The 23399-nt window shown below is 74.8% G+C and carries 20 protein-coding genes, 1 other RNA gene and 1 pseudogene; 20 read left to right on the top strand and 2 right to left on the bottom strand.

Annotated elements, in window-relative coordinates:
* Positions 1–52 precede the first annotated feature (52 nt).
* Together JKP76_RS00530 and JKP76_RS00525 are read left to right on the top strand one after the other, a co-directional pair.
* Positions 53–499 carry a hypothetical protein gene (locus JKP76_RS00530; RefSeq protein ID WP_200489124.1) on the top strand — a complete coding sequence of 149 codons (447 nt, stop codon included), beginning with the start codon at positions 53–55 and terminating at the stop codon, positions 497–499.
* Positions 496–1611: a hypothetical protein gene (locus tag JKP76_RS00525; protein ID WP_200489123.1), complete on the top strand. Its 1116-nt coding sequence runs from the start codon at positions 496–498 to the stop codon at positions 1609–1611. Before JKP76_RS00530 ends, JKP76_RS00525 begins: the two co-directional genes overlap by 4 nt.
* A 60-nt stretch (positions 1612–1671) precedes the next feature.
* Here JKP76_RS00525 and JKP76_RS00520 read toward each other — a convergent pair whose 3' ends face one another.
* Positions 1672–1908, bottom strand: coding sequence for a hypothetical protein (locus JKP76_RS00520; protein ID WP_200489122.1), 237 nt, complete (start codon positions 1906–1908; stop codon positions 1672–1674).
* An 80-nt stretch (positions 1909–1988) separates the two neighbouring features.
* On the opposite strand from JKP76_RS00520, the gene cutA reads away from it, so the two are divergent.
* The gene (gene cutA, locus JKP76_RS00515; protein WP_200489121.1) at positions 1989–2315 is read left to right on the top strand and encodes a divalent-cation tolerance protein CutA; all 327 of its coding nucleotides are present in this window, start codon (positions 1989–1991) and stop codon (positions 2313–2315) included.
* Between the two features lie 6 nt (positions 2316–2321).
* Here the strand turns inward: cutA and JKP76_RS23100 are convergent, their stop codons facing one another.
* A complete protein-coding gene (locus JKP76_RS23100; protein WP_309232782.1) occupies positions 2322–3035 on the bottom strand; it encodes a hypothetical protein in 714 nt (237 codons plus the stop codon).
* Between JKP76_RS23100 and JKP76_RS19855 the strand changes: the two are divergent.
* From JKP76_RS19855 to ssrA, 17 genes and pseudogenes are all read left to right on the top strand, one after another.
* A pseudogene (locus JKP76_RS19855) lies at positions 2931–3212 on the top strand (GGDEF domain-containing protein); the annotation flags it as partial. The gene JKP76_RS23100 and the pseudogene JKP76_RS19855 overlap by 105 nt on opposite strands.
* A 109-nt stretch (positions 3213–3321) precedes the next feature.
* A complete protein-coding gene (locus tag JKP76_RS19850; RefSeq protein WP_242471132.1) occupies positions 3322–4194 on the top strand; it encodes a bifunctional diguanylate cyclase/phosphodiesterase in 873 nt (290 codons plus the stop codon).
* A 69-nt stretch (positions 4195–4263) separates the two neighbouring features.
* On the top strand, positions 4264–5379 hold the full coding sequence (gene prfB / locus JKP76_RS00505) for a peptide chain release factor 2 (RefSeq protein ID WP_200489120.1): 1116 nt from the start codon (positions 4264–4266) through the stop codon (positions 5377–5379).
* A gap of 110 nt (positions 5380–5489) precedes the next feature.
* Positions 5490–6170 (top strand): cell division ATP-binding protein FtsE, encoded by a 681-nt coding sequence (ftsE, locus tag JKP76_RS00500; RefSeq protein ID WP_200491196.1) that lies wholly within the window; start codon positions 5490–5492, stop codon positions 6168–6170.
* A gap of 50 nt (positions 6171–6220) precedes the next feature.
* The gene (gene ftsX / locus JKP76_RS00495) at positions 6221–7105 is read left to right on the top strand and encodes a permease-like cell division protein FtsX (protein ID WP_200489119.1); all 885 of its coding nucleotides are present in this window, start codon (positions 6221–6223) and stop codon (positions 7103–7105) included.
* A 123-nt stretch (positions 7106–7228) separates the two neighbouring features.
* On the top strand, positions 7229–7705 hold the full coding sequence (gene smpB / locus JKP76_RS00490) for an SsrA-binding protein SmpB (protein WP_200489118.1): 477 nt from the start codon (positions 7229–7231) through the stop codon (positions 7703–7705).
* 39 nt (positions 7706–7744) lie between these two features.
* Entirely contained in the window at positions 7745–8239 is a 495-nt protein-coding gene (locus JKP76_RS00485) for a hypothetical protein (RefSeq protein ID WP_200489117.1), read from the top strand.
* Positions 8240–8351: 112 nt separating this feature from the next.
* Complete coding sequence (locus JKP76_RS00480; RefSeq protein WP_200489116.1) at positions 8352–9272, top strand: NADP-dependent oxidoreductase; 921 nt, start codon at positions 8352–8354, stop codon at positions 9270–9272.
* A 91-nt stretch (positions 9273–9363) separates the two neighbouring features.
* On the top strand, positions 9364–10266 hold the full coding sequence (locus tag JKP76_RS00475) for an amidohydrolase family protein (protein ID WP_200489115.1): 903 nt from the start codon (positions 9364–9366) through the stop codon (positions 10264–10266).
* Positions 10266–10643: a VOC family protein gene (locus JKP76_RS00470; protein WP_242471131.1), complete on the top strand. Its 378-nt coding sequence runs from the start codon at positions 10266–10268 to the stop codon at positions 10641–10643. The genes JKP76_RS00475 and JKP76_RS00470 overlap by 1 nt, the downstream gene beginning before the upstream one ends.
* Positions 10644–10694: 51 nt before the next feature.
* Positions 10695–11576: a hypothetical protein gene (locus JKP76_RS00465; protein WP_200489113.1), complete on the top strand. Its 882-nt coding sequence runs from the start codon at positions 10695–10697 to the stop codon at positions 11574–11576.
* Between the two features lie 69 nt (positions 11577–11645).
* Positions 11646–13259, top strand: a complete 1614-nt coding sequence (locus tag JKP76_RS00460) for a DASS family sodium-coupled anion symporter (RefSeq protein WP_200489112.1) — start codon at positions 11646–11648, stop codon at positions 13257–13259.
* A 233-nt stretch (positions 13260–13492) separates the two neighbouring features.
* Positions 13493–14629 (top strand): magnesium and cobalt transport protein CorA, encoded by a 1137-nt coding sequence (locus tag JKP76_RS00455; protein WP_200489111.1) that lies wholly within the window; start codon positions 13493–13495, stop codon positions 14627–14629.
* Between the two features lie 55 nt (positions 14630–14684).
* Complete coding sequence (gene recC, locus JKP76_RS00450; RefSeq protein ID WP_200489110.1) at positions 14685–17906, top strand: exodeoxyribonuclease V subunit gamma; 3222 nt, start codon at positions 14685–14687, stop codon at positions 17904–17906.
* On the top strand, positions 17903–21172 hold the full coding sequence (locus JKP76_RS00445; RefSeq protein ID WP_200489109.1) for a UvrD-helicase domain-containing protein: 3270 nt from the start codon (positions 17903–17905) through the stop codon (positions 21170–21172). Before recC ends, JKP76_RS00445 begins: the two co-directional genes overlap by 4 nt.
* Positions 21169–22926, top strand: coding sequence for an exodeoxyribonuclease V subunit alpha (gene recD, locus JKP76_RS00440; RefSeq protein WP_309232781.1), 1758 nt, complete (start codon positions 21169–21171; stop codon positions 22924–22926). Before JKP76_RS00445 ends, recD begins: the two co-directional genes overlap by 4 nt.
* Before the next feature lie 59 nt (positions 22927–22985).
* Positions 22986–23361: a transfer-messenger RNA gene (gene ssrA / locus JKP76_RS00435) on the top strand.
* The last annotated feature ends 38 nt before the right edge of the window (positions 23362–23399 follow it).

The following is a 23399-nucleotide window of genomic DNA, read 5'->3' as shown; positions in this document are numbered from 1 at the left end:
ACGCCGGGCCGGCGGCGACCACGCAGCGTTCGCGCCGACCTACCGTGCCCGGGTGCAGCTCCTCGGTCCCCGTCGTCTCGGCGCGGCGCTGCTGGTGCTCGCCGCCGCGGTGGCCTGCGGACCGGACGACGACGTGCGGCCCGCGGACGCCGCGCTGCCGTCCTACGAGGCACCCGAGGACGCGCCGGAGTTCTGCACCCGGCTCGCCGGCGTCGGAGGGCTGGACCGGTTGCCGGTCTCGCTGGGCGCGCTGCTCGGTGGCCCGGACGTCGAGGCCCGCACCCAGGTCAGCCAGGTCGCCCGCGACCTGCGCGATGTGCTCGCCGACGTGCGGGACCAGGACGGACCGGCCGAGCTGGATGCGGCGCTGGACGACCTGGTCGGCGCGCTCGGCGGAGTCGCCGACGGCTCGCGGGACGAGCCGGCCGGCGCCGACGTCTCCGCCGCGCTCCGGCAGGTGGGCGCGCTGGCGCAGCCGATCTGCGGGTTCCCGACGTGAGGCGCCGCGCACTGGCGCTCCTGCTGGTGCTGCCGCTGCTGCACACCCCCTCGGCCGCGGCGGCTCCCGCCGCCGACCGCGCGCCGGCGCTGTGCAGCTCCGACGAGGTCCGCGGTGGCGTGCCCGAGCGGTTCCCGGTCGAGGCCTGCGTGGACGGCACCGCGATCACCCTGCGCAACGACCGCGACCGGCCGGTGCTGGTGACTCCGATGGGCGACGTCGCCGCGCCGGTGCGGGTGCGCAGCGAGAACAGCGAGGTCGCGGCGGTCCTCCGGCGCGCCGGGTCGGCCGGTGACGGCGAGGTGCTGCTCGCCGGCGAGGTGGCCCGGTGGCCGATCGGCGCCGGCCCGGCCTTCCTCACCGTGCAGTCGCTGCCCGTTCCCGCGGCTCCGGAGCTGGCCGAGCTGCTGCCGGGTGAGCTGACCGCTGACGACGCCGACAGCGCGGCCGCGCTGGTCGCTCAGCTGGGCGGGGTGCTGGCCGACCGGGCCGGCTGCGCCGAGGGGCAGAACTTCCTGACGACGGCGGCCTGCGACGTCGACGCCGCGCTCGCCCTCGCCGCGGCCGCGGCGGACCACCTCGACCGGGGAGCCGTCGCCGCGCTGCTGCCCTCGCTGCTCGATCCGGAGTCGTGGGCGCGGTGGTCGGCGCTCGACGCGGCCTGGCCCGCCGGCGCCCCGGTGACCCTGGGCCAGCTCGGGACCACCCCGGTGCCGGACCCGCCCCCGGCCGAGCCGGCACCGGAGGTCGAGCCGGCCCCCGCCGCGGACCCCGCGCCGGCGCCCCAGGTCGTCCGGGCGCCCGCCGCGGCCGCGCCGCCGGCGGCCGCCCCGGCTCCCGCGCCCGTTCCCGCCCCGGCGGCAGCACCCGCCCCCGCACCGCCGCCGGCCGCGGCCCCCGCCCCCCGGCAGCCCCGGCTGCCGACCTGGCAGGAGCTGCAGGACCGCACCGCGCAGCGGCTGCGCGAGCTGGCCGATGCCTGGGAGCGGGCCGTCGCGGAGGAGCGGGCCCGCCAGCAGGACCGCGAGCGCGCCGCCCCCGGCCCGGCCGGCGGCAACGGTCCCGGCGCCGGTCCCGGTAGCGGGCACGGCCCCGGGCGCGGGCACCGCTGAGACGCAGCACGGGGTGGTCGCGGTTCCCCGCGACCACCCCGTGCTCTCGTGCCGGTCGGCTCAGCCGCCGCGCTTGACCTCGGCCTCGAGCACGCCGCGCACGGCGGTCTGCAGGGCCTCGTCCGAGGTGTCGCCGGACGACAGCGCCGAGCGGGCGGCCTCGGGCAGCAGGCTGTCGGCGACGGTGTCGAGCCAGGTCACGTCGCCGTCGATGCGGCGGCCCACCTGCAGGCCCTCGCCGTCGTGACGCAGCACGTAGGTCTCGCCGTCGATGTCGATCGTCTTCTCGTCGGTCATGGGGAGCCCCCTACCCCCGGACCGCGAGTGCTCAACCCGCCGACGTCGCGCTCCGGCCGCCGTGCGCCAGGATCGGCTCCGTGGACGTGGAGTGCTGCGAGATCGTCGTCACCGACGCGGACCCCGAGCGGCTGGTCGCGCTGACCCGCACCCTGGTCGAGGAGCGGCTGGTCGCCTGCGGGCAGCACGTCACCGCGGTCCGGTCGGTGTACCGCTGGGCCGGCGAGGTGCACGACGAGCCCGAGGCCCGGGTCGCGCTGCACACCCGGCGGGCGCTGGTCGACGCCGTCGTCGCCCGCGTGGTCGAGCTGCACGGCTACGACGTCCCGTGCGTGCTGGCGCTGCCGGTGCTGGGCGGCAACCCGGCCTACCTGCGCTGGATCGCCGACCAGACGCGGGAGGGGTGACGGCGCTCACCCCTTGGGGCGAGCCATTCCGTCCGGAGGTGTTCCGCCGAGCGCGTGTGCCGATGGAGAAGCGGAGGACGTCACCGGCGTCCACGACGACGGGGGTGGGAAGCAGTGCGACGACGGACCGGCCGGGCCCTGCCCGCCGACGTGCGGCACCGCGGCGGCGACCGCCCCGGCGCACCGCTGCTGGTGGAGGCCGTCCTCGACGCGCTGCCCTCGCCGACGCTGCTGATCGACGCGCACGGGCGGATCCTGCTGGCGAACTCCGCCTGGACCCAGGCCGCCGAGGACCTCGACGACGACCGCTTCCGCGTCCCCGTCGGCGGCGACTACTTCGCCTTCGCCCTCCGGGTGCGCGACGACGAGCACAGCCGCGCGCTGCTGGCCGGCGTCCGCGAGCTCTCCATGGGCCTGCGCGACAGCGCCACCGCCGACCTCCCGGTGCGGCTCGCGTCGGGCACCCGGTGGTTCCACATGCAGGCCTCGCGGGTCGACGAGGCGGGCAACATCGTGCTGACCCACACCGACGTGACCTCCCGGGTGCGCGCCGAACGGACCTCGGCCTGGCAGGCGCGGCACGACGCGCTCACCGGCCTGCCCAACCGCTCCCACCTGCACGAGCTCATCGACGCCGACCTGTCCGCGCCGCGCCGTCCGGTCGCCGCGCTCTTCCTGGACGTCGACGGGTTCAAGGAGGTCAACGACTCGCTCGGGCACGACACCGGCGACGACCTGCTCCGCGAGATCGCCGCCCGGCTGACCGCCGCCGTCCGCGAGGGCGACACCGTGGGGCGGCTCGGCGGCGACGAGTTCGTCGTCCTCACGCGGGACTGCGCACCCGACGAGGCGGAGGCGCTGGCGGAGCGGCTGCGCCGCACCCTCGCGCGGCCCTTCGAGCTCGGCGGCCGCGTCGTCCGGCTCGGGGCCAGCATCGGCATCGCCGGCACCTCGGGGTCACCGCTACCTGCGCTCCACCGACCTGGTCCGCGACGCCGACCTCGCCATGTACGCGGCGAAGGCCGCCGGCCGGAACCGGGTGCACGTGTTCCACCCCGACCTGCGCACCGCGGCCGAGCGGCGCGCGACGCTGGCCGGCGAGCTGCGCGACGCCCTCGTCCGCGACGAGCTGGTGCTGCACTACCAGCCGGTGCTGCACCTGGCCTCGGGCCGCTGCACCGGCGTGGAGGCGCTGGTCCGCTGGCAGCACCCCGAGCGCGGCCTGCTGGCCCCGGCGGAGTTCCTGCCCATCGCCGAGACCCACGACCTCATGACCCCGCTGTCCCGCTGGGTGCTGACCGCGGCCACCCGGCAGATCGCCGCGTGGCGGCGGCAGGGCCTGGACACGGTGGTCGGCGTGAACATCAGCGCCGACCAGTTCGCCGGCGGCACCCTGGTGGACGACGTCCTCTCCGCGCTCGCGGCGGCCGGCGTCCCCCCGGAACAGCTGGTCATCGAGCTCACCGAGACCTCCGTCGCGGAGGACCCCGAGGGCGCCGCCCGGCAGATGGCCGAGCTGCGCCGCCGCGGCGTCGAGGTCTCCATCGACGACTTCGGCAGCGGCTTCTCCTCGCTCGGCCAGCTGGTCACGCTGCCGGCCGGGATCCTCAAGATCGACCGCAGCCTCGTCAACTACACCGAGGGCCACCGCGACCGGGCCGCCGCCGCGATCGCCGCCGTCGTCGCGCTCGGGCAGGCCTGCGGCATCCGCAGCCTGGCCGAAGGCGTGGAGACCGAGGGGCAGCTGGCGCTCGCGGTCGAGCTCGGCTGCAGCTTCGCGCAGGGCTTCCACATCTCCCGGCCGCTGCCCGCGGACGCCGTCCCCGGGTGGATCGCGGCCCAGCACGCCTCGGCCGTCCCGGCCGCCGTCGCGCACTGAGCGGGTTTCCCGGCCCCGCCCGTGCCGCGGCTGCCTGCCCGGGCCGAGAGCTGACTACCCTGGGTCGACGTGGCCGCTGACTTCTCCGTCGTACTCGACGAACTGACCACGACCCTGGCGTCGATCGAGGCCGTGCTCGACGTCGACGACATGCGCCAGGAAGTCGCCGACCTCGAGCAGCAGGCCGCCGCACCCGACCTGTGGAACGACGTCGAGGCCGCTCAGGCGGTCACCTCCCGGCTGTCCTACCTCCAGGGCACGCTGCGCCGGGTCGAGGAGCTGCGCGGCCGGCTCGACGACGTCGGCCTCATGCACGAGATGGCCGCCGACGAGGGCGACGAGGCCACCCTCGCCGAGACCGAGCGGGAGCTGGAGAGCATCCGCGCGGTCATCGACGAGCTCGAGGTCCGCACCCTGCTCAACGGCGAGTACGACTCCCGCGAGGCGCTGGTGACCATCCGCTCGGAGGCCGGAGGCGTGGACGCCGCCGACTTCGCCGAGATGCTCATGCGCATGTACCTGCGCTGGGCCGAGCGGCACAAGTACCCCACCGAGGTCTACGACGTCAGCTACGCCGAGGAGGCCGGCATCAAGTCGGCCACCTTCGCGGTCAAGGTGCCCTACGCCTACGGCACCCTCTCGGTCGAGCAGGGCACCCACCGGCTGGTCCGCATCTCGCCGTTCGACAACCAGGGCCGCCGGCAGACCTCCTTCGCCGGCGTCGAGGTGCTGCCCGTCGTCGAGCAGACCGACCACGTGGACATCCCCGAGAACGAGATCCGGGTCGACGTCTTCCGCTCCTCGGGCCCCGGCGGGCAGAGCGTCAACACGACCGACTCCGCCGTCCGCATGACCCACATCCCCACCGGCATCGTGGTGTCCTGCCAGAACGAGAAGTCGCAGATCCAGAACCGCGCCGCCGCGCTGCGCGTGCTCCAGGCGCGGTTGCTCGTCGTCCGGCAGGCCGAGCAGCGCGCGGAGATGGACGCGCTGAAGGGCGACGGCGGCAGCAGCTGGGGCAACCAGATGCGCTCCTACGTGCTGCACCCGTACCAGATGGTCAAGGACCTGCGCACCGAGCAGGAGAGCGGCAACCCCGGCGACGTGCTCGACGGCGGGATCGACGCCTTCATCGAGGCCGGCATCCGCTGGCGGCGCCAGCAGGAGACCACGCCCGCCGCCTGACCGGCCTGTCGGGGAGGTCACCCCGCGGGCCCCGAACGAGCCCCGCGCGTTCCGTGGCGAACGACGGGTCGAGGGCCTCGGTGCTAGTACCGTTGCGCCTCGTGATCGAAATGCAACACGTCACCAAGCTCTACCCGGCGAGCGGCCGGCCGGCCCTGGACGACGTGTCGACGGAGATCGACAAGGGCGAGTTCGTCTTCCTCATCGGCTCCTCCGGGTCGGGCAAGTCCACCTTCCTGCGGCTGCTGCTGAAGGAGGAGGACCCGACCTCGGGCACGATCGTCGTGAACGGCAAGACGCTCAACACCATGAGCAAGTGGAACGTGCCGAAGCTGCGCCGCACGATCGGCTGCGTCTTCCAGGACTTCCGCCTGCTGCGCGACCGCACCGTGGCGCAGAACGTCGCCTTCGCGCTCGAGGTCATCAACAAGCCGCACCGCACCATCCGCAAGGTGGTGCCCGAGGTGCTGGAGATGGTCGGCCTGGAGGGCAAGGCCCAGCGGCTGCCCGGCGAGCTCTCCGGTGGTGAGCAGCAGCGGGTCGCGATCGCCCGCGCGTTCGTCAACCGGCCGCTGGTGCTGCTGGCCGACGAGCCCACCGGCAACCTCGACCCGGACACCAGCGAGGGCATCATGCTGCTCCTCGAGCGGATCAACCGGACCGGCACCACGGTGATCATGGCGACGCACGACTACCACATCGTGGACTCGATGCGCCGTCGCGTGATCGAGCTCAACGGGGGAGTGCTCACGCGCGACCAGTCGCGCGGTGTGTACGGCGTGGGCCGTTGAGCGGCCTCGCCCGCCGCTGACCGACTACCTCCGAACACGACAGGACTTCCATGCGCGTCAACTTCGTGCTCTCCGAGGTGGCCACCGGGCTCCGTCGCAACCTGACCATGACGGTCGCGATGATCCTGACGACGGCCATCTCGCTCGGCCTCATGGGCACCGGCCTGCTGATCGCCGGGATGATCTCCGACATGAAGGAGATCTACTACGACAAGGTCCAGGTCTCCATCTTCCTCGCCGACGACGTGACCGAGGAGCAGCGCGGCGCCATCGAGGCGAAGCTCTCCGAGTCGTCGGAGGTGAAGAGCTTCATCTACGAGAACAAGGACGAGGCGTACGAGCGCTTCCAGCAGCAGTTCAGCCAGCAGCCCGAGCTGGTCCAGAACACCCCGCCGGACGCGCTGCCGGAGAGCTTCCGCGTCGAGCTGGTCAACCCCGAGCGGTACCCGGTCATCGCCGAGCAGTTCCCGAACGGGCAGGACGGCGTCGACCAGGTGCGCGACGAGGGCGACTTCCTCGACCGCCTGTTCAGCCTGCTCAACGGCGCCCGCAACGCGACGATCGCCGTGGCGGTGGTCCAGGCGCTGGCGGCGCTGCTGCTGATCTCGAACACGATCCAGCTCGCCGCGTTCAACCGCCGCAACGAGACGAACATCATGCGGCTGGTCGGCGCCTCGCGTTGGTACACCCAGCTGCCGTTCATCCTCGAGGCCGCGCTCGCCGGGCTCATCGGTGCGCTGCTCGCCGTCGGCGGGCTGGTGCTCACCAAGGTGCTGTTCGTCGACCGCACCCTGTCCGGGCCGATCAAGGCCGGCATCATCCCGCCGGTCGACTGGGGCCAGATCGCGCTGATCAGCCCGATCATCGCCGGCGCCGGCGTGGGCCTGGCCGGCGTCGCCGCGTACGTGACGCTGCGGCTGTACGTCCGGCTGTAGCCCCACTCGCGTCAACCGCACCCTCCCCAGATCGGCGATCTGGTGGCCTACGCGCCGCGTATGGCCCCAGATCGCCGATCTGGGCGTTCGGGGGTGGATCACCCACCGACGTAGGGTGGAGACATGCCGCGGGAACAGGGGCGCAAGCTCATCGCCCAGAACAAGAAGGCGCGGCACGACTACTCGATCTTCGACACGTACGAGGTGGGCCTCGTGCTCACCGGCACCGAGGTCAAGAGCCTGCGTGCCGGCCGCGCCTCGCTGGTCGACGGGTTCGCCTCGATCGACGACGGCGAGGTGTGGCTCCAGCACGTCCACATCCCCGAGTACGTGGCCGGCACCTGGACCAACCACACGCCGCGCCGCAAGCGCAAGGTGCTCATGCACCGCAGCGAGATCGACAAGCTGATCGGCAAGATCAAGGAGGGCGGGCTGACGCTCGTCCCGCTGGACCTGTACTTCAAGGACGGCAAGGTCAAGGCCACCCTCGCGCTGGCGAAGGGCAAGAAGTCCTACGACAAGCGGCACGACATGGCCGAGCGCGACTCCCGCCGCGAGATCCAGAAGGCGTTCGGGCGGTACGTGAAGGGCCGGCGCTGACCGCGAAATCGGGTTGAGCCCCGGCTCATCATCGACACCGTGCGCATGACGTTCCAGCGGATGGGCGACCGCCGTCCGGTCGAGACCCTGGTCGAGCGGGACGACGGCGTGGTGTTCGCGATGCGCGGTGCCGGCGGGGGCGCGGAGCTGCCGCACGACCTCGTGCACGCCGTCGTCGAGACCGCGCTGCCGCTGCCCGACGGCATCTGGGGCTGCGTCGCCGACGGCGTGGTGTGGGGCAGCATGCGGCACGTGTCGGGCCGCCGTCCGCCGCACTCGGCGGAGCGGTCCGAGCGGCTCAAGCGCGAGCGGCGGGACGCGGTGATGCGGGCCGAGGCCATCGCCGACGTCGTCGCCCGGCGGGCCCGGGGCGAGCAGGTGCCGCCCGGCGCCGTCGTCGGCATCCCGGAGCCGCGCATCGACGCGGCCGTGGACGCCGTGCGGGACGCCGCCCGCCGGTGGGCCGCGCTGCCGGTGGGGGAGCGGTGGGTGGTGGAGTGGGTCGCGCCGCGGGCCGCCGGGCGCCGCCGCTGACCGCTACCGCGTCACCGGCCCCGGTACCGCCGCACAACGCGGTACCGGGCCGGCCACCGCGGTACCCGTGCTGCCCGGGCCCGGCCGCCGGCGCCCGCCTACGGTGGACCGCATGCGAGGAATGGCCTACGACCGGTTCGGGGACGACGACGTCCTGACGTTGCGCGACGACCTCCCGGAGCCGCCGGTCGGCCCGGACGTGGTGCTCGTGCGGGTCACGGCCTCGGGGGTGAACCCCGTCGACATGGGCATCCGCGCCGGCGGGCTGGCGAACTTCTTCCCGCACCACTTCCCGATCGTCCCGGGCTGGGACGTCGCGGGCGTCGTCGAGGCGGTCGGCCCCGCGGTGGTCGCGTTCGCACCGGGAGACGAGGTGTTCGGCTACGTCCGCCGGGACGACGTCCAGTGGGGGACGGCGGCGGAGCTGGTGCCCGCACCGCAGCGCTGCCTCGCGCACAAGCCGCAGTCGCTCTCCTTCGCCGAGGCCGGGGCCCTGCCGCTTGCCGGCCTGACCGCGTACCAGGCGCTGACCGAGGCGCTCGACGTCGGCGAGGGCGACCGGGTGCTGGTCCACCGCGCGGCCGGCGGGGTCGGGTTCAACGCCGTCCAGATCGCCGTCGCCCTGGGCGCGCACGTCATCGGGACGGCGAGCCCGCGCAACCACGGCTTCCTGAAGGACGCCGGCGCCGCCGAGGTGCTCGACTACAACGCCGGCCCGATCAGCGAGCAGCTGTCCGAGCCGGTGGACGCCGTCCTCGACCTGGTCGGCGGCGACACGCTGGCCGACGCCCCGAAGCAGGTGCGCGACGTCTCCCGCATCGCCTCGGTGGTCGACCCGTCGGTGAACGACCTGGGCGGCCGCTACGTGTTCGTCCGGCCCGAGCAGCACGACCTCGAGGAGCTAGGCCGCATGGCCGACGCCGGGCAGCTGCGGGTGCCGATCGCGAAGGCGTTCCCGCTGGCCGACCTGGTCGCCGCGCACCGGCTGGTCAGCGAGGGCCACGTGCGCGGCAAGGTCGTCGTCACCCTCTGACCCGGAGGCGCGGGCCCGCTCGCGGGGCTCGGTGGAGGTGACCGCCAGCAGACGGCGATGCGTCGCGCCCGCGGGCCGATACGGTCGGGCCATGGAGACGCTCGCGCCCCCTGCCGACGACGCCGACGTCCCCCGCTTCTGGCGCGAGCTGGGCCTGCCGGGCCTGGTCGACGTGCACGTGCACTTCCTGCCCGAGCGGGTGCAGGCGAAGGTGTGGGACTTCTTCGGCGCGGCCCGGGACAACTACGGCACGGCGTCGTGGCCGATCACCTACCGGCTGCCGGTGGAGGAGCGCCTCGCCGTCCTCGAGGGGCTCGGTGTCCGGGCCTTCTCGACGCTGCCCTACCCGCACAAGCCGGGCATGGCCGCCTGGCTGAACGAGTGGTCGGCCGGGTTCGCCGAGGGCCGGCCGCAGGTGCTGCAGTCGGCCACCTTCTACCCCGAGCCGGAGGCCGCGGCCTACGTCGCGGCCGCGCTGGACGAGGGTGCCCGGGTCTTCAAGGTGCACGTGCAGGTCGGCGCCTTCGACCCGCGGGACCGGCTGCTCGACGAGGTGTGGGCGCGCCTGGAGGAGACCGGGACGCCGGTGGTCATCCACTGCGGCTCCGGCCCGCTGCGCGGCGAGCACACCGGCCCGGCGCCGATGGCCGGGCTGCTGGAGCGCTTCCCCCGGCTGCAGCTGGTCATCGCCCACCTCGGCATGCCGGAGTACGCCGAGTTCCTCGAGCTCGCCGAGCGGTACGAGCGGGTGCACCTGGACACCACGATGTTCGCCACCGACTTCACCCAGCGCGGCAGCAACGCCTTCGACCCGGCCCTGCTGCCCCGGTTGTCGGACCTGCGGGGAAAGGTGCTGCTCGGCAGCGACTTCCCCTCGATCCCGTACGCCTACGCCCACCAGCTGGAGGCGCTGCACCGGCTGGGCCTGGGGGAGGAGTGGCTGCGCGCCGTCCTGTGGGGGAACGGCGCACGGATGTTCGGGCTGGAGGCATGATGGCGAGCTTCACGTTCACCGCGACCGTCCTGGGGACGCCGGACCCACGCGGGCTGGCCCGCTTCTACGAGCGGCTGCTCGGCTGGCCGATCCGCGACGACACCGACGACTGGGCCACCGTCCGGCCGGCCGACGGCGGCACGGGGCTGTCCTTCCAGCTCGAGCGCGACCACGTGCCGCCGGTGTGGCCGCCGGCGCCGGGCACCCAGCAGATGCAGCTGCACCTGGACTTCCTCGTCGACGACCTGGAGGCGGCCGGCGCGCACGCCGAGGAGGCGGGGGCGCAGCCGATCGGCGGCCACGAGGACCCTCACGAGGTCGTCCGCGTCTACCGCGACCCGGCCGGTCACCCGTTCTGCCTGTTCGTGCGCCGCTGAAAGCGGCCCGGCCGGGGCCTGCCCGCCCCGGGGGATGACTAGGGTGCGGCCATGGTTAGCGCCGATCCGTCGTCCCCCGCCGTCCTCGACCCCCGGCAGGTCGCCCGCGCGCACCGCGCCGTCGAGCTGCTGCACTCGCACGTGTACTTCGCGCCCGAGACCGAGCAGCACCTCACCGCGGCCGGGCTGAAGCCGGGCCGGATGTGCTACTTCGCCGGGCGGTCGGCGGCGATGGGGGCGGTCGGCGCGGGCGCCGTCGTCGGCACCTTCTACAACTTCTCGCCCGCCCTGGTGGCGAGGACGATCCCGGCGGCCTGGGAGCTGGCGACGCCGGCGCAGGTGCTCGCCGCGCGGTTCGACGCCGCCCGCGCCTCGCTCACCCGCCTGCTGGGCGACCTGGCCGGCTCCGACGAGGTCGTCGAGCTGGGCGAGCTGCTGCGCGAGGCCACCACGGCGCTGTCGCCCGAGGGTCGCGCGCTCTACGCCGGGCACGCCGACCTGCCGTGGCCGGAGGAGCCGATCCTGGTGCTCTGGCACGGCGCCACCCTGCTGCGCGAGCACCGCGGCGACGGCCACGTGGCCGCGCTGCTGCACTCGGGGCTGTCCGGCATCGAGGCGCTGGTGACGCACACCGCCATGGGCCGCGGCTTCACCCCGGAGGCGGCCAAGGCCACCCGCGGCTGGAGCGAGCAGGAGTGGGCCGACGCCGCGCAGGCGCTGGCCGACCGCGGCCTGGTCGACGACGCCGGCCTGACCGAGGAGGGCGTGGAGCTCCGGGCGCGCCTCGAGGTGCACACGGACGCGCTGTCGGCCGACCCGTGGCTGCTCCTCGGGCCCGAGCGCACCGCGCGCGTCGTCGAGCTCGCCAAGGGGTTCTCGCGGCAGCTGGTCACCAATGGCGCGCTGAGCGCATCGGGCCTGGCCAGGAGCTGATCGTCGTCGGGTCGCCGCCCGGCCCCGCGCTGCCTAGGGTCTGATCACTCATCTGACCCGGGGGGCGGAATGACCGCGACGGAGCGGCAGCAGGGCAAGCGCACCGACGTCGACGCCGCGTTCCGCGGCAGCGCGACCTACCGGAGCCTGGGCGAGCAGGAGCTCAGCCCGGCCGAGGAACGGTTCGAGAAGGGCCGCCGGACGATCGGGCTGTTCCTGGCCCCCGTGGTCACGATCGTCTTCGCGCTCCTGCCCGTCGACCTGCCCCGCGACCAGCACCTGCTCGCGGCGATCCTGCTGGGCGTCATCGTCCTGTGGATCACCGAGCCGGTGCCGATCCCGGTCGGCGGCCTCATCGGGATCGGCGCGATCGTCACCCTCGGGGTGGTCCCGGCCGACGACGCGCTGGCCCCGTTCGGCTCGACGACGGTGTTCACCTTCATCGGGGCGTTCATCCTCGCGATGGCGATGCTCAAGCACGGCCTCGCGCGGCGGTTCGCCATGTGGGTGCTGTCGCTGTCGTGGGTCGGGACGTCGACCTACCGGGTGGTCATCGCCTTCGGCGCGATCACCGCGCTGCTCTCGGCGTTCGTCTCCAACACCGCCACCGTCGCGATGCTGCTGCCGACGGCGCTGGGCATCCTCTCGGTCATCGCCAAGCTCCTCCAGGACAAGGAGCTGGTGAAGCCCGACTTCGACCCGCTGCGGCTGCGGGTGGGCGCCGCGCTGATGCTGATGCTCGCGTACGGCGCGAGCGTGGGCGGGCTGCTCACCCCGGTGGGCACGCCGCCGAACCTGATCGGCCGCGGGCTGATCGAGGAGGCGACGGGGGAGCGGATCGGCTTCCTCGACTGGATGCTCATGGCGCTGCCGATCTGCGTGCTGATGTTCGCCGCCCTGACCGTCGTCCTGCTGCTGCTCAACAAGCCCGAGATCCGGCGGATCGAAGGCGTCAGCGAGTACGTGCGGGAGGAGCGGAGCAGCCTCGGGAAGTTCTCGCAGGCCGAGCGGAACACGCTCATCGCGTTCGGGGTGACCGTCGCGTGCTGGATCTTCCCCGGCGTCATCGCGCTGACGGCCGGCACCGAGTCCGACCTGTACACGACGATCAGCGACCGGATGGACGAGGGCATCATCGCCGTCCTCGGCGCCTCGCTGCTGTTCCTGCTGCCCACCGACTGGAAGGCGCGCGAGTTCACGCTCAACTGGAGCGACGCCGCCAAGATCGACTGGGGCACGATCCTGCTGTTCGGCACCGGGATCATCTTCGGCTCGCTGCTGGCCAGCACCGGGCTGGCCGAGACGATCGGCGAGGCCTCGGCGGACCGGCTGGGGCTGACCAGCACCTTCGCCATCACGGTCTTCGCGGTGATCCTGGCGATCATCATCAGCGAGACGACGTCGAACACGGCGTCGGCGGCGGTCGTCGTCCCGATCATCATCCCGGTGGCGATGGCGGCGGGGATCAACCCGTTCGTGCCGGCGCTGGCGGCCACCTTCGCCGCCTCGTTCGGGTTCATGCTGCCGGTGTCGACGCCGCAGAACGCCATCGCGTACGGCTCGGGCGTCGTGCCGATCACCAAGATGATCCGCAGCGGCATCTCCTTCGACGTCCTCGGGGCGATCCTCATCGTCATCCTGCTGCCGGTGATGGTCGACCTGGTCCTCGGCAGCGTGGGCTGACCCTCCCCAGGAGGGGGCAGCGGCGCTGCCCTGCCCGGTGCGGCGTGGGACCATGGACGACGGCCCCGCGGTGGACGGGCGCCCGAGCGGGAGGAGGAGCACGCATGCCCGGCGAGCCCCCCAGTACCGGCAGCGAGGTCCGGATCGCCGGCTGACGCCGTTCCCCCGGGAGCGATGCGGGCCGGCGCCGGGTCTCCGAGCGCCCACCGTCGTCCCCGTCCCGGGAGCCCCCCATGGCCGACCGCCGCCGCGCGCCGCTGAGCGCGCTCACCACCCTGACCCGCCGTCCCCGGCCCGAGCTGCGGCCGGTCCCGCCCGTCCCGGCGGGGACCGAGGCCGACGCCGCCCGATCGCGGGTCGTGGACAACGCCGTCTACTCCGCCGGTCGGCGGGTCGCGACGCCGGACTCCGCCGCCGACAGCCGCGCCGAGCTGGACCTGGGCGAGGAGCGGCTGGCCTGGCTGGGCCTGTACCGGCCCGAGCCCCAGGAGCTCGGCGAGCTCGCGGAGCTGTTCGACCTGCCCGAGCTGGCCGTCGAGGACGCGATCAAGGCCCACCAGCGGCCGAAGTTCGAGCGGTACGGGGGCACGCTGTTCGTCGTCCTGAAGGCGGCGCGGTACGAGGACTCCACCGAGCAGGTCGAGTTCGGCGAGGTGCACCTGTTCCTCGGCGCCGACTTCGCCGTCACCGTGCGGCACAGCGAGTCGCCCGACCTCTCGCGGGTGCGCCGCCGGCTGGAGAGCGAGCCGGCGCTGCTGGCCAAGGGCAGCGAGGCGGTGCTGTACGCGACGCTGGACGCCGTCGTCGACGGGTACCGGCCTGTGGTCGACGGCCTGGCGACCGACATCGACGAGATCGAGACCGAGGTCTTCCGCGGGGACCCCGGCGTCTCGCGGCGCATCTACGAGCTGTCGCAGGAGGTGCTGGAGTTCCAGCGCGCCGCGCAGCCGCTCACCGGCATCCTCGCCGCGATCACCGCCGGCTTCGACAAGTACGGCGTGGACGAGGAGCTGCGCAGCTACCTGCGGGACGTCGCCGACCACGTGACCCAGGTGATCGAACGGGTCGAGGGCTTCCGCCAGCAGCTGCGCGACATCCTCACCGTCAACGCCACCCTCGTCGCGCAGCGGCAGAACGAGGAGATCCGCGAGCTGACCGAGGCCTCGATCGCGCAGGGCGAGGAGGTCAAGAAGATCTCCGCGTGGGCGGCCATCCTCTTCGCGCCCACCCTCGTCGGCACCGTCTACGGGATGAACTTCGACGACATGCCCGAGCTGCACTGGTCGCTCGGCTACCCGTTCGCGCTGCTGGCGATGGTCGGGGTGAGCCTGGCGTTGTACGCGGTCTTCAAGCGGCGCGGCTGGATCTGAGCCGCAGCGGTCTCGGCTGACCGGTTCTGTCGGGGCCGTCCGGTAGACAGGCCGCATGCTGCACGTCCACCGGGCCGAACGGACCGCGCGCCTGGCCGAGGGCCTGGCGGGCGTGCTGGCCACGCCGCTGGCCGATCCGTTCGCCGCGGAGGTGGTCGCGGTGCCGGCCAAGGGCGTGGAGCGCTGGCTGGCCCAGCGGCTGTCGACGGCGCTGGGCGCCACGGCCGCGGGCGACGGCATCTGCTCCGGGGTGGTGTTCCCCTCGGCCGGGCGGGTGGTGGCCGAGGCGCTGTCCGCGGCGCGGGGCACCGAGCTCCGCGACGACCCCTGGACCGAGCCGGTCTGGCCGCTGCTCGAGGTCATCGACGCCTGCGCCGGCGAGGCGTGGTGCGGGGTCCTCGGCCGGCACCTCGGCGCCGGCGCGGACGACCACCGCCGCGGTCGCCGCTGGGCGGCCGCCGCGCGGCTGGCCGGGCTCTACCGCTCCTACGGCGCGCACCGCCCGCAGATGCTGCGCGACTGGGCGCAGGGGCGGGACACCGACGGCAGCGATCCGCTCCCGGCCGACCTGGCGTGGCAGGCCGAGCTGTGGCGCCGGCTGCGCGAGCGGCTCGGCCCCAGCCCCGCCGAACGGCTCGAGGCCGACTGCGCGGCGCTGCGCGCCGATCCGGCGCTGTCCGCGCTCCCGGAGCGGATCAGCGTCTTCGGGCCGACCCGGCTGCACGCCGACGCGCTGGCGGTGCTCGACGCGCTGGCCGCGCACCGCGACGTCCACCTCTGGCTGCCGCACCCGAGCCCGGCGCTGTGGGGCCGGCTGACCGAGCGGAGCGCCGGCCGCCGCCGGCTCGACGGCACCGCGACGCTGCCCCGCCACCCGCTGCTGCGCAGCCTGGCGCGCGACGTGCGCGAGCTGCAGCTCCGGCTCCCGGCGCACACCGACGAGCACCTCCAGGACGCCGCCCGGCCCGCGACGCTGCTCGGTCGGCTGCAGGCCGACCTGCGCGACGACGTCGTCCCCGGGCCTGCCGCGCTCGACGACAGCGTCCAGGTGCACGCCTGCCACGGTCCGGCGCGCCAGGTCGAGGTGCTGCGCGAGCTGCTGCTCCGCCTCTTCGAGGACGACCCGACCCTCGAGCCGCGCGACGTGCTGGTCATGTGCCCCGACGTCGAGACCTTCGCCCCGCTCATCTCGGCCGCGTTCGGGCTCGGGCCCGGCCTGCCGCACCCCGGCGGCGCGCTGCGGGTGCGCCTGGCCGACCGCAGCCTGCGCCGCACGAACCCGCTGCTCGACACGGTCGCCGCGCTGCTCGACCTGGCGCAGGGGCGGGTCACCGCCAGCCAGGTGCTCGACCTCGCCGCCACCCCCGGGGTGCGCCGCCGGTTCGGGTTCACCGACGAGGAGCTGGAACGGGTGCGGGACTGGGTCGCCCGCTCCGGTGTCCGGTGGGGCATCGACGCCGGCACCCGGGAGCCCTACCGGCTGGCGACGATCGCGCAGAACACCTGGCGGGCCGGGCTGGACCGGGTGCTGCTCGGCGTCACCACCTCCGAGGACGAGCCGGTCTGGCTGGACCGGGCGCTGCCCCTGGACGACGTCGACAGCAGCGACATCGACCTCGCCGGCCGGCTCGCGGAGCTGCTCGACCGGCTCGAGGACGTGCTCACGGCGCTCTCCGGCGAGCACCCCGTCGGGCACTGGACCGGCACGCTGGCCGGTGCGCTGGACCTGCTCACCGAGTCCGAGCCGGCCGACGCCTGGCAGCTGGCCCAGGCGCGCCGCGAGCTCGCCGAGGCGGCCGAGGGCGGCGTCTCCCCGGTCCGCCTCGCCGACGTCCGCGCGATGCTCGCCGACCGGCTGCGCGGCCGCCCCACCCGCGCCAACTTCCGCACCGGCAACCTGACGGTCTGCACGTTGGTGCCGATGCGGTCGGTGCCGCACCGCGTCGTGGTCCTGCTGGGCCTGGACGACGGCGCCTTCCCGCGCACCACCGGCATGGACGGCGACGACGTGCTGGCCCGCGACCCCTGCGCCGGGGAGCGGGACGTGCGCAGCGAGGACCGGCAGCAGCTGCTCGACGCCGTGATGGCGGCGGGGGAGCGGCTGGTCGTGCTGCACACCGGCGCCGACCCGGTCAGCGGCGCACCGCGCCCGCCGGCGGTGCCGCTGGGTGAGCTGCTCGACGTGCTCGAGGTGATGGTGCCGGGCGCCCGCGGCGAGCTGATCACGCGGCACCCGCTGCAGCCCTACGACGTCCGGTCGTTCACCGGCACGCCCGCGCCCAGCTTCGACCCGGTCGGCCTGGCCGGGGCCCGCCGGTCGGTGCAGCCGCGCAGCGCGCCCGCCCCGCGGGGCCCGCTGCGCCCGCGCTCCGGTGCGGTGGCCCTGGCCGACCTCGTCGCGTTCGTCGAGCACCCGGTGCGGGCGTTCCTCCGGCAGCGGCTGGGCATCACGCTGCCCGGGGAGGACGACGAGGTCGCCGACGCCATGTCCGCCACCCTCGACCCGCTGCAGGAGTGGGCCGTGGGCGAGCGGCTGCTCGAGGCGGGGCTGCGCGGCGTGAGCCCGGAGGACGCGGAGCGCGCCGAGTGGCTGCGCGGCACGCTGCCGCCCGCGGGACTCGGGGGTCAGGTGCTCCGCCGCGTCGGGACGCGGGTGAACGCGCTGCTGACCGCCGGCCGGCCGCTCGTGGCCGCGCACCCCCGCACGGTCGACGTCCGCCTCGACCTCGGCGGCCGCGAGCTGCACGGCACGGTCAACGGCGTGCGGGACGGCGCCGTCGTCGGCGTCACCTACTCCAGCCTGGCACCCAAGCACCGGGCCCGCGCCTGGGTGCTGGCCCTGGCGCTGGCGGCCACCGAGGGCGAGGGGCGGGCGATCACCGTGGGCCGGATGCGCGACCGCGCCCGCACCTCGACGATCACCGCGCCGGCCGATCCGGCCGCCGTGCTGGCCGACCTGCTCGACCTCTACGACCGGGGCACCTGCGAGCCGCTGCCGATGGCGGTGAAGACCTCCTGGGCCTACGCCGGCGCCCGGCTCGACGCGCAGGACGCCGACCGCGCGCTCGACACCGCCCGCCGCGAGTGGAACCGGGACGGCGGCGGCGAGAAGGAGGACCGCTCGCACGCCTTCGTGTGGGGCGACCGGCCCGCGTTCGAGGACCTGCTGGCCGCCGCGCCGGGCGACGGCGAGGCCTGGCCCGGCGAGACCACCCGCTTCGGTGCGCTGGCCTGCCGCTTCTGGACGCCGGTCCGCGCCGCGGAGCAGTTCTCGTGAACGCCTTCGACGTCTGCGGCGACCTGCCCACCGGCACGACCGTGCTCGAGGCCAGCGCCGGCACGGGCAAGACGTTCACCATCGCCGCGCTCACCGCGCGCTACGTCGCCGAGGGCGCGGCCGACCTCTCGCAGATCATGCTGGTCACCTTCGGCAACGCCGCCTCGCGCGAGCTGCGCGACCGGGTGCGGGAGCGGCTCGTCAGCGCCGAGCGCGGCCTGCGCGACCCGGCCGCCGCCCGGGCGGACGGGCGCGACGAGGTGCTCCAGCTGCTCGCCCGCGGCACCGACGAGGAGGTGGCGGTGCGCCGCGAGCGGCTGGCGCGGGCACTGGCCGGCTTCGACGAGGCCACCATCGCCACCACGCACTCGTTCTGCTCGCAGATGCTGGCCGGCATCGGGATGACCGCGGACGCCGATCCCGCCGCCGCCTTCGTCGAGAACATCGACGACCTCGTCCGCGAGGTCGTCGACGACCTCTACCTGCGGGTCTTCGCCGGGGCCGGCGAGCAGCCGTTCCTCTCCCACGCCGAGCTGCTCGAGCTGGGCAGCAAGGCGGTCGGCAGCGATCGGCAGGCGGAGCTGTGGCCCCGGGCCGACGAGGGGCTGCCCGGCCGCCGGCGCGCGGCCGCGGCGGCGGTGCGGGCCGAGGTCGAGCGGCGCAAGCGGCTGCTCGGGCTGGTCGACTACGACGACTGGCTCTCGCTGCTGCGCGACGCGCTGGCCGACCCCGAGTCGGGGCCGGTCGCCTGCGAGCGGATCGCCTCGCGCTACCGGGTCGTCATGGTCGACGAGTTCCAGGACACCGACCCCGTGCAGTGGGAGATCCTGCGCCGGGCGTTCCACGGGAGCACCGCGCTCGTGCTCATCGGCGACCCGAAGCAGGCGATCTACGCCTTCCGCGGCGGGGACGTCACCACCTACCTGGCGGCCGCCGCCGAGGCGACCACCGAGGCGACGCTGGGCACCAACTGGCGCAGCGACGGCCCGCTGCTCGACGCGCTCCAGCTGGTCTTCGGGGGCGCGGCGCTGGGCCACGAGCGGATCGTCGTCCGCCCGGTCGGGGCGGCCCACCCGGCGCCGCGGCTGACCGGGGCGGGAGCGCCGCTGCGGCTGCGCCGGCTGGGGCGCACCGGGCACGGCCGCGTCCACCGCGGCCTGCCGAGCGTGGGCCCGCTGCGGGAGGCCGTGGCGTGCGACGTCGCCGCCGACGTCGTCGACCTGCTGACCGGCGGCGCCGAGTTCGAGGGGCGGCCGGTCGAGCCGGGCGACGTCGCCGTGCTGGTGCGCACCAACGCGCAGGGCACCCTGGTGCGCGAGACGCTGGCGCGGGCCGGGGTGCCCGCGGTCTTCGCCGGCGGTGGCAGCGTCTTCGCCACCCCGAGCGCGCAGTCCTGGCTGCGGCTGCTCGAGGCGATGGAGCAGCCGCACCGGTCGGGCCGGGTGCGCTCCGCCGCGCTCTCGGTGTTCCTGGGCCGGGACGAGACCGAGCTCGACGAGTCCGGGGACGAGGTCGCCGACGTCCTCGGCCAGCAGCTGCGGCAGTGGGCCGACCTGCTGGCCGACCGCGGCGTGGCCGCCTTCCTCGAGGTGCTCACCGCCGAGGAGGGGCTGCCCGCGCGGGTGCTCGGCCGGCCCGACGGCGAGCGGGTGCTCACCGACCTGCGGCACATCGGGCAGGTGCTGCACGCCGTGGCGCAGCGCGAGTCGCTGGGGCTGACCGCGCTCGTGGAGTGGCTGCGCCGCCGGATCGCCCAGGCCGGTGACGAGCGCACCGACGAGCGCAGCCGCCGCCTGGAGTCCGACGCGGCCGCGGTGCAGGTCATGACCGTGCACGTCAGCAAGGGGCTGGAGTTCCCGGTGGTCTACGTGCCCTACGGCTGGGACCGCTGGATGCCCGACGACCCCGCGGTGCTGCGGCTGCACGACGACGAGGGCCGGCGGGTGCTCGACGTCGGTGGGCCCGGCAGCACGGGCCACGCCGAGGCGTACCGCCGGCACGCCGCCGAGGAGTCCGGTGAGGACCTGCGGCTGCTCTACGTCGCGCTGACCCGCGCCCGGTGCCAGGTGGTCGCGCACTGGGCGCCGAGCAGCAACACCGTCGCCGCCCCGCTCAACCGGCTGCTCTTCGGTGCGGCCGGTCCCGGCGCCGAGCCCGCGGCGCGGGTCCAGCCACCGTCGGACGACGACGCCGCCGCGGCGCTGGACGGCCTCGTGACCCGGTCCGCCGGGACGATCGAGGCGGCCGAGGTGGGCCGGCGTCCGCTGCCGCGCTGGGCGCCGCCGGGCAGCCCCGCGCCCGAGCTGTCGGTGAGCACGTTCACCCGCACCCTCGACGAGGACTGGCGCCGCACCTCCTACAGCGCGCTCACCCGCGCGGCGCACGACGCCGTGTACGAGCAGCACCTGGCCAGCGAACCGGACACCGCCGTCACCGACGACGAGCCCGACGCCGAGGCTGTGGAGGCGGTGGCGGTAGAGCGCACCCCGCCGCCCGACGCGCTGCCCTCCCCGCTGAGCGACCTGCCGGGCGGGGCCGCGTTCGGCACCCTGGTGCACGCCGTCCTCGAGGACCTCGACCCGGACGCGCTGGCCGAGCGCTGCGCAGAGGAGGTGGCCCGCCAGCTCGTGCCCGGGGTGACAGCCGAGGCGCTCGCCGAGGGGCTGCGCCCGGTGCTGGACACCCCGCTGGCCGACCTGGGGACGACGCTCGCCGCCGTGCCCGCGGTCGACCGGCTGGCCGAGCTGGACTTCGAGCTGCCCCTGGCCGGTGGGGACGACGCCGTCCCGCACGCGACGCTGGCCGACGTCGTCACCCTGCTGCGGCGGTACGACCTCGGGACGCTGGCCGGCTACCCCGACCTGCTGGCCCAGCTCGAGCCGCAGGCGCTGCGCGGCTTCCTCACCGGCAGCATCGACGCCGTCCTGCGGCTGCCCGGCCCGGTGTTCTCGGTCGTGGACTACAAGACCAACCGGCTCGGCGCCGAACCGCTGACGACCGACGACTACCGGCCCGAGGCGATGGCGGAGGAGATGCGGCACACCCACTACGTGCTCCAGGCGCTGCTCTACTGCGTCGCCCTGCACCGGTACCTGCGCTGGCGGCTGCCCGGCTACGTCCCGGAGCAGCACATCGGGCCGGTGCTCTACCTCTTCGTGCGCGGCATGGCCGGTCCGCAGACCCCGGCCGGGGCGGGTGTGTTCTCGTGGACGCCCCCGCCCGGCCTGGTCGCCGGACTCTCCGACCTGCTGGCGGGTCGGCCGTGATCCCGGTGCGGGCGGAGGGCCTGCTGCGGGAGTTCGCCGAGGCCGGCGTGCTGGCCCCCGCCGACGTGCACGTGGCGCTGCGCCTGGCCCGGCTCGGCGGCGAGGAGCGGGAGACGGTCCTGCTGGCGGCGGCGCTGGCGGTGCGCGGCGTGCGCGCCGGTTCGGTCTGCGTCGAGCTGGCCACCATCGCGGGCTCCGTCGTCCCGGACGAGGACGCGCCGCCGGTCGAGCTGACCTGGCCGTCGGACTGGACCGCGCTCGAGGACAGCCCGGTCGTCGCGGTCGGCCTGGATGCGCCGTGGCGGCCGCTGCGCCTGGTCGACGGCCTGCTCTACCTGGACCGGTACTGGCAGCAGGAGCAGCTGGTGCGGCGCGAGCTCGACGAGCGGGCCGCCCGCCCGGCGCCCGCGGTCGACCTCGGCGGGCTGGACGCGCTGTTCGACGGCCCGGCGCCGGACCGGCAGCGGCTGGCGACGGCGGTCGCGGCAGGCCGGTGGGTCAGCGTCATCACCGGCGGGCCGGGCACGGGGAAGACGCACACCGTCGCCCGGCTGCTCAAGGTGCTGCTCGACCAGCCCGGGCCGCCGCCGCGGATCGCGCTGGCCGCCCCCACCGGCAAGGCCGCCGCCCGGCTGCAGGAGTCGGTGCTCGAGCAGGCCGCGGCCATCGGCCTGCCCGACGACCTGACCGCCTCGACGCTGCACCGGCTGCTGGGCCGGCGGGTAGACCAGAGCCGCAGCCGGTTCCGGCACGATGCCGGCAACCGGCTGCCCTACGACGTCGTCGTCGTGGACGAGTCGTCGATGGTGTCGCTGACGATGATGGCCCGGCTGCTGGAGGCGCTGCGGCCCTCCGCCCGGCTCGTGCTGGTCGGCGACCCCGACCAGCTCACCCCGGTGGACGCCGGCGCCGTGCTCAGCGACCTGGTGCAGCGACCGGCGCGGGACGGCGCGGCACCCGTGCAGCTCGGCACCGGTGCCGAGCGCGACGACACCGCGGACCTGACCGACAAGGAGCGGGAGCAGCTGAGCACCGGCGTGGTGCGGCTGCGCGGCTCGCAGCGGTTCGGCGCGGGGATCGCCGGCCTCGCCGAGGCGGTGCGCCAAGGCGAGGCGGACCGGGTACTCGAGCTGCTCGCGGCCGGTGGCGACCTCGCGCTCGACCCCGACCCCACGGCGCTGGAAGAGCGGATCCGCGAGGTCGCCGCCGAGCTGCGGGCCGCGGCCGAGCGCGGGGACGCCGTCCGGTGCCTGGCGCTGCTCGGCCGGCACCGGCTGCTCTGCGCCCACCAGCGCGGGCCGGCCGGCGTCTCGACGTGGAACGAGCGGGTGGGCCGGCTGATCGGCGCGGCACCGGGGGAGTGGCTGCCCGGGGCGCCGCTGCTGGTCACCGCGAACGACTATGAGAACAAGCTGTGGAACGGCGACACCGGCGTCGTGGTGCGCACCGAGGACGGGCCGCGCGCGGCGTTCCTCCGCGGCGACGGGCCGGCGCTCGTGCCGCTGTCCCGGTTGTCGGCTGTCAGCTCGGCGCACGCGCTCACCGTGCACCGCAGCCAGGGCAGCCAGTTCGAGGAGGTCGCGGTCCTGCTGCCGCCGGCGTCGTCGCCGCTGCTGACCCGCGAGCTGCTGTACACGGCGGTGACCCGGGCCAGCCGCAGCGTGCGGATCGTCGGCTCGGCGGACGAGGTGCGGGCCGCGGTGGGCCGCCAGGTGGTGCGCGCGAGCGGCCTGCGCCGGCGGTTCGGGCCCTAGCGGGAGCGCCGGGAACACGGGGCGCGGGGAGTCCGTTAGCCTGACTGCACAACTACACAGGGGGTGAATGGTCTCGACTTCGGTCGGGTGACCAGGGGAAGCGAGCCGAGGAAGGCAACGATCATCTCGTTAACGATCCGTTGCACAACACACAAGCGCCGATTCCAATCAGCGCGACTTCGCTCTCGCTGCCTGATAGCAGCTAGGCGAGTCTGTCAGCCCGGGTTCGTCATCGACCCGGTTCCTGGCATCAGCTAGATGACTCACTGCGCGCGCCGGTCGCGGGCGCGTGTGGGACACCAAACAGTGACTGGGCCCGTCACGTCGACTTGTCCGCATGATCGACGGGGTCGAGCAGAGGCAACGCGGACTGCGCTCGGAGAAGCCCTGGTTGTGCGTCGAAGGACGCGGGTTCGATTCCCGCCACCTCCACCCCTGTTCCACCACGAAGGGCCCGGTCAGCTGACCGGGCC

Origin of the sequence: Blastococcus sp. TML/C7B (assembly GCF_016612845.1) — a bacterium.
Classification (GTDB): Bacteria; Actinomycetota; Actinomycetes; order Mycobacteriales; family Geodermatophilaceae; genus Blastococcus.
This window is presented reverse-complemented; position numbering and strand designations above follow the sequence as displayed.

Excerpts from the sequence above, each read along its gene's own strand:
- JKP76_RS00520 (WP_200489122.1), bottom strand. The coding sequence starts at position 1,908 with ATGACCGACGAGAAGACGATCGACATCGACGGCGAGACCTACGTGCTG.
- JKP76_RS19850 (WP_242471132.1), top strand. The coding sequence starts at position 3,322 with ATGTACGCGGCGAAGGCCGCCGGCCGGAACCGGGTGCACGTGTTCCAC.
- ftsE (WP_200491196.1), top strand. The coding sequence starts at position 5,490 with ATGCAACACGTCACCAAGCTCTACCCGGCGAGCGGCCGGCCGGCCCTG.
- ftsX (WP_200489119.1), top strand. The coding sequence starts at position 6,221 with ATGCGCGTCAACTTCGTGCTCTCCGAGGTGGCCACCGGGCTCCGTCGC.
- smpB (WP_200489118.1), top strand. The coding sequence starts at position 7,229 with ATGCCGCGGGAACAGGGGCGCAAGCTCATCGCCCAGAACAAGAAGGCG.
- JKP76_RS00480 (WP_200489116.1), top strand. The coding sequence starts at position 8,352 with ATGCGAGGAATGGCCTACGACCGGTTCGGGGACGACGACGTCCTGACG.
- JKP76_RS00475 (WP_200489115.1), top strand. The coding sequence starts at position 9,364 with ATGGAGACGCTCGCGCCCCCTGCCGACGACGCCGACGTCCCCCGCTTC.
- JKP76_RS00470 (WP_242471131.1), top strand. The coding sequence starts at position 10,266 with ATGGCGAGCTTCACGTTCACCGCGACCGTCCTGGGGACGCCGGACCCA.
- JKP76_RS00465 (WP_200489113.1), top strand. The coding sequence starts at position 10,695 with ATGGTTAGCGCCGATCCGTCGTCCCCCGCCGTCCTCGACCCCCGGCAG.
- JKP76_RS00460 (WP_200489112.1), top strand. The coding sequence starts at position 11,646 with ATGACCGCGACGGAGCGGCAGCAGGGCAAGCGCACCGACGTCGACGCC.
- JKP76_RS00455 (WP_200489111.1), top strand. The coding sequence starts at position 13,493 with ATGGCCGACCGCCGCCGCGCGCCGCTGAGCGCGCTCACCACCCTGACC.
- recC (WP_200489110.1), top strand. The coding sequence starts at position 14,685 with ATGCTGCACGTCCACCGGGCCGAACGGACCGCGCGCCTGGCCGAGGGC.